Consider the following 4766-nt stretch of genomic DNA (forward strand, 5'->3'; position numbering starts at 1 on the left):
CTGGACTTCGCCAACACGGTCGACGACCCGCTCGGCCCGGCCCGGCACGACCACCTCGCCACCTACGAGGACCTGGTGCGCTGGTCGGTCCGCGCCGGCGTGCTGCGCGACGGGCGGGGGGCGGCACAGTCGGGGGCCGCACTGCGGCGGGCACACGCGCTGCGGGACACGCTGAACGAGGTGTTCGGCGCGGTGGCGACGGGTGACGAGGTGCACTGGGAGGAGCTGCGGCCCTACGTCGTGGACGCGGTCGCCCATGCGTCTCTTTCCGAGACCTACTCGTTGACCTGGCCCGACGCCACCGAGCCGCACGCCATGCTGTGGCCGGTCGCCCACGCGGCGGCGCAGCTGCTGACCGGCCCGGACGTCCACCGCGTCAAACGGTGCGCCGGCTGCCCGTGGCTGTTCCTGGACCGCTCACGCAACGGCAGCCGCCGCTGGTGCGCGATGAACGACTGCGGCACCCACGAGAAGATCCGCAAGTACGTGGCGCGCCGAGCCGCGCGTCGGGTCAGCTCCTAGCCGCGTCCGCCGCGCGGGCGTGCAGGCGTTCCCGGATCTCGTCCGGCGTGTAGGCGCGTCGCCTGCGTTCGGCGCGGGCGATCGCGGCCCCGGTCGCGGCGACGCCCGCCAGTCCGGCCAAGCCGAGAATCTTCCACCAGCGCACGGGCCTAGGCTACCGGGGTGGCCGTTGCACTGGACGAGGCAGTCGAGCTGACCAGGACGGGCGACGTGTGGCTGTTCCGCGGCAGCACCGCGGCCGACCGCACGATCCGGATCACCACCAACAGCCCGGTCAACCACGTGGGCATGGCGGTGGTCATCGAGGACCTGCCGCCGCTCATGTGGCACGCCGAGCTGGGCCGGTCCCTGCGGGACATGTGGACCGGCGGGCACCACCGGGGCGTGCAGCTGCACGACCTGCGCGAGGCCGTGGTCCAGTGGACCGGCCGCTACCGGCAGCGGGCGTGGCTGCGCCAGCTGGAGCCGCCGGCGGACCGGGCGGTGGAGGACGCGGTCCTGCGCACGATCGCCCGTCTCGACGGCACACCGTTCCCGTCGACGGCGCGGTTGTTCACGCGCTGGCTCTACGGGCGCGCGCCGATTCCGCGCACCCCGAATTCCGACGCGAAGCTCGAGACCGCCTACTGCGCGGAGGTCGTCGCGATCACCTACCAGGCCATGGGACTGCTGCCGGCCAAGCGCCGCGCCAACTGGTACGACCCGGGCCGATTCTGGAGTGGTGACGAACTACCGCTCACCGGCGGCGCACGGCTGGGAAACGAAATCACCGTTCGGGTGCCATAGGCCTTCGCCGTCGACGACCCAGGTCAGACGGTATGGACATGGGTATCGCGGCGGCGCCGGAAAAACCCCGCAATACCTCCCGCCGGAATTTCCCCGTGTGCACCGGTAACGGAAACACCCACTTTCCTCGACGGACCACCGTGCGTGCGGAAAAGTGGGAGGGGAAACGAAGATGTCATCGGCCATAACTCGCGGACTGGTGGTCGCGTCGGTGGTTCTGACCGTCGTCGCGGCGGCGGTCACGACGGGGGTTCTCGTGGCGCTCAACCGGGTTCCCGGCATGCCGGTCGCGGGGAACGCGACCGCCGCGCCGGACAGGCGGCTGCCGGCCACCGTGTCTCCGTCGCTGCTCTCCGACTCACCCGCCACGATCGTGGGCGCCTCCGCCTCGTGCACCTCGGGTCCCGGCGTCGACTCGGCCGGCAACAGGTTCACCTACGAGGCACGCAACGCGGTGGACGGGCAGCCGGCGACGGCATGGCGGTGCGACCACGACGGCGTCGGCGCGAGCCTGCTGGTGACGTTCGCCCAGCCCGCGGTGATCAGCTGGATCGGGGTCGTCCCGGGGTTCGCCAAGACCGACCCGTACGACGGGACCGACCGGTATGTCCAGGGCCGCAGGGTGTCCTCCGCGCGGTTCCTGTTCGACGACGGCACGTACATCGAGACCGGCTTCGACGTGTCGTCCACGAGCCGCGCCATGCAGGTGGTCAGGTTCCCGGCGACCAGGACGGGGCACGTCCAACTGGTCGTGCTCGCGAGCGTGCCCGGCTCCGCGACCAACGGCTTCGACCCGACCGACAAGATCGCCATTTCCGAGCTGGCCGTCGGTGCCTGACCGATACTTTCACGAAAATTCCGTGAGCCTCATCCGCGATCGGTGAACCGCCCGACTACTGAATCATGATTTCAGGGGCGGCGAAACTTTCCGATAATGTTCCGGAATTTCGCTGTTGACACGACTTCATCCTCGCACGGACAATCGGTTGAGCTGTAGCTGATCGCGATCGAGTAGTCGCTCAGCGTTGCGCGAAACCCAACTCAAGGTCTACAGCGAGGAAACGAAACACATGGTCATCAGGTCCTTGCGAAGTACCGCCAGGAAAGCCCTGGTGTTCGCGGCCGCGGGCGCGTTGGCGGCCAGCGGCGCGGTCGCGCTGGCCGGCACCGCCGACGCCGCGAGCACACTCGGCGCCGCGGCCGCGGCACGGGGCAGGTACTTCGGCGCCGCGGTCTCCTCAGGTCATCTCGGCGAGGCGCAGTACACGAACACCTGGGTCACCGAGTTCAACGGCGTCACGCCCGAGAACGAGATGAAGTGGGACACGATCGAGCCCAACCGCAACCAGTTCAACTTCGCCCCGGCCGACCAGATCACGACCCAGGCCCGCAGCCGGAGCATGACGATCCGCGGGCACACGCTGGTCTGGCACTCCCAGCTCGCCGGCTGGGTGAGCGGTCTGGACGCGACCAACCTGCAAACGGCGATGACGAACCACATCAACGGCGTGATGGGCCACTGGAAGGGCCAGATCTACGCCTGGGACGTGGTCAACGAGGCGTTCGAGGAGAACGGCACCCGCCGCCAGTCGGTGTTCCAGCAGAAGCTCGGCAACGGCTACATCGAGCAGGCGTTCCGCACCGCCCGCGCCGCCGACCCGAACGCCAAGCTCTGCTACAACGACTACAACACCGACGGCCAGAACGCGAAGAGCAACGCCGTCTTCGCGATGGTGCAGGACTTCAAGAGCCGCGGCGTGCCGATCGACTGCGTCGGCTTCCAGTCGCACTTCAACTCGGCGTCACCGGTGCCGAGCGACTACCAGGCGAACCTGCAGCGGTTCGCGAACCTCGGCGTCGACGTGCAGATCACCGAGCTGGACATCGAGGGCTCCGGCACCACGCAGGCCAGCAACTACACCCGCGTCGTCAACGCCTGCCTCGCGGTCTCGCGCTGCACCGGGATCACCGTCTGGGGCATCCCGGACAAGTACTCCTGGCGCGCGAGCGGCACCCCGCTGCTGTTCGACAGCAACTACGGCAAGAAGCCGGCCTACACCGCGGTGTTGAACGCTCTGGGTGGCAGCAGCGACCCGCCGCCCGACAACCCGCCGCCGGACAACCCACCGCCCGCGGGCGGGGCCTGCGCGGCGACCGTGACGACGAACCAGTGGCAGGACGGCTTCGTCGGCACCGTGCGGGTGACCGCCGGCACGGGGCAGGTCAACGGGTGGACGGTGACCATCACGCTGCCCGCCGGTGCCACCATCACCAGCGGCTGGAACGCCAACCGCAGCGGCAACACCGGCACGGTCCAGTTCACCAACGTCGGCTTCAACGGCGCCGTCGCCCCGGGCCAGTCGGTTGAGTTCGGCTACCAGGGCACCGGGACCGGCTCGGACGTGACCCCCAGCTGCGCTGCCAGCTGACCGGGGATGCGCGCGCGGCGCGTGTGTGGCCTCCACTCCGGCCACGCACGCGCCGTGTCGTGTGCTCGCTCACAACCAGCGGGAACCGGAATTCCGCATCCGGTGCCCCCGTTGACCCGAACATCGGAGAACGACCGTTCTCCCCGGGTTGGCGAAGGGAACACGATGCCATTCATCACCGTCGGGACCGAGAACTCGACCAGCATCGACCTCTACTACGAGGACCACGGTGAAGGTCAGCCCGTCGTCCTCATCCACGGCTACCCCCTCGACGGGCACTCCTGGGAGAAGCAGAGCGCCGCGCTCCTGGCCGCCGGCTACCGGGTCATCACCTATGACCGCCGCGGTTTCGGCCAGTCGAGCCAGCCGACGACCGGCTACGACTACGACACCTTCGCCCACGACCTGAAGGTCGTCCTGGACACGCTCGACCTGAACGACGTCGTACTCGTCGGCTTCTCGATGGGCACCGGCGAGGTCGCGCGGTATGTGAGCGCTCACGGCTCCGACCGGGTCGCCAAGGTCGCGTTCCTCGCCTCGCTGGAGCCGTTCCTGCTGAGGACGGACGACAACCCCGAGGGCGTGCCGCAGGAGCTGTTCGACGGCATCTCCGCCGCCGTGAAGGCCGACCGCTACGCGTACTTCACCGAGTTCTACAAGAACTTCTACAACACGGACGACAACCTCGGCACGCGGCTGTCCGAGGAGGCGCTGCGCAACAGCTGGAACGTCGCGGCGGGTGCGTCCTGGTTCGCCTCCAGCGCCGCGGTGCCCACGTGGCTCACCGACTTCCGCGCCGACATCCCGAAGATCGACGTCCCGGCGCTGATCCTGCACGGCACCGCCGACAACATCCTGCCGATCGACGCCACCGGGCGCCGCTTCCACAAGCTGCTGCCGGCCGCGAGGTACGTCGAGATCGAGAACGCACCCCACGGTCTGCTGTGGACACACGGCGACGAGGTCACCAAGGAGCTGCTGGACTTCCTTGCCTCCTGAGCCCCTCGTGGGCGGACAAGAAGTGGCGGC

At 69.0% G+C, this 4766-nt stretch carries 6 protein-coding genes; 5 read left to right on the top strand and 1 reads right to left on the bottom strand.

Annotated elements, in window-relative coordinates; all coding sequences use genetic code 11:
• Positions 1-522, top strand: a 522-nt coding sequence (locus ACJ73U_RS05355; protein WP_407776394.1) for a CGNR zinc finger domain-containing protein, incomplete at its 5' end; no start/stop codon positions are given.
• On the opposite strand, the gene ACJ73U_RS05360 is transcribed toward ACJ73U_RS05355, so the two are convergent.
• On the bottom strand, positions 512-667 hold the full coding sequence (locus tag ACJ73U_RS05360; protein ID WP_407776395.1) for a hypothetical protein: 156 nt from the start codon (positions 665-667) through the stop codon (positions 512-514). The two genes, ACJ73U_RS05355 and ACJ73U_RS05360, sit on opposite strands and share 11 nt — an antisense overlap.
• A gap of 17 nt (positions 668-684) precedes the next feature.
• Here ACJ73U_RS05360 and ACJ73U_RS05365 point away from each other — a divergent pair, with 17 nt between their 5' ends.
• The 4 genes from ACJ73U_RS05365 to ACJ73U_RS05380 all read left to right on the top strand — a co-directional run bounded on the left by ACJ73U_RS05365 (position 685) and on the right by ACJ73U_RS05380 (position 4736).
• Entirely contained in the window at positions 685-1308 is a 624-nt protein-coding gene (locus tag ACJ73U_RS05365) for a hypothetical protein (RefSeq protein ID WP_407776396.1), read from the top strand.
• A 172-nt stretch (positions 1309-1480) separates the two neighbouring features.
• Positions 1481-2146 carry an NADase-type glycan-binding domain-containing protein gene (locus tag ACJ73U_RS05370; RefSeq protein ID WP_407776397.1) on the top strand — a complete coding sequence of 222 codons (666 nt, stop codon included), beginning with the start codon at positions 1481-1483 and terminating at the stop codon, positions 2144-2146.
• A gap of 232 nt (positions 2147-2378) precedes the next feature.
• Positions 2379-3737 carry an endo-1,4-beta-xylanase gene (locus ACJ73U_RS05375; protein ID WP_407776398.1) on the top strand — a complete coding sequence of 453 codons (1359 nt, stop codon included), beginning with the start codon at positions 2379-2381 and terminating at the stop codon, positions 3735-3737.
• A gap of 165 nt (positions 3738-3902) precedes the next feature.
• Complete coding sequence (locus ACJ73U_RS05380) at positions 3903-4736, top strand: alpha/beta fold hydrolase (RefSeq protein WP_407776399.1); 834 nt, start codon at positions 3903-3905, stop codon at positions 4734-4736.
• Positions 4737-4766: the final 30 nt, after the last annotated feature.

Origin of the sequence: Actinophytocola sp., assembly GCF_045807065.1 — a bacterium.
Taxonomy (GTDB): domain Bacteria; phylum Actinomycetota; class Actinomycetes; order Mycobacteriales; family Pseudonocardiaceae; genus Actinophytocola.

Excerpts from the sequence above, each read along its gene's own strand:
- ACJ73U_RS05380 (WP_407776399.1), top strand. The coding sequence starts at position 3,903 with ATGCCATTCATCACCGTCGGGACCGAGAACTCGACCAGCATCGACCTC.
- ACJ73U_RS05375 (WP_407776398.1), top strand. The coding sequence starts at position 2,379 with ATGGTCATCAGGTCCTTGCGAAGTACCGCCAGGAAAGCCCTGGTGTTC.
- ACJ73U_RS05370 (WP_407776397.1), top strand. The coding sequence starts at position 1,481 with ATGTCATCGGCCATAACTCGCGGACTGGTGGTCGCGTCGGTGGTTCTG.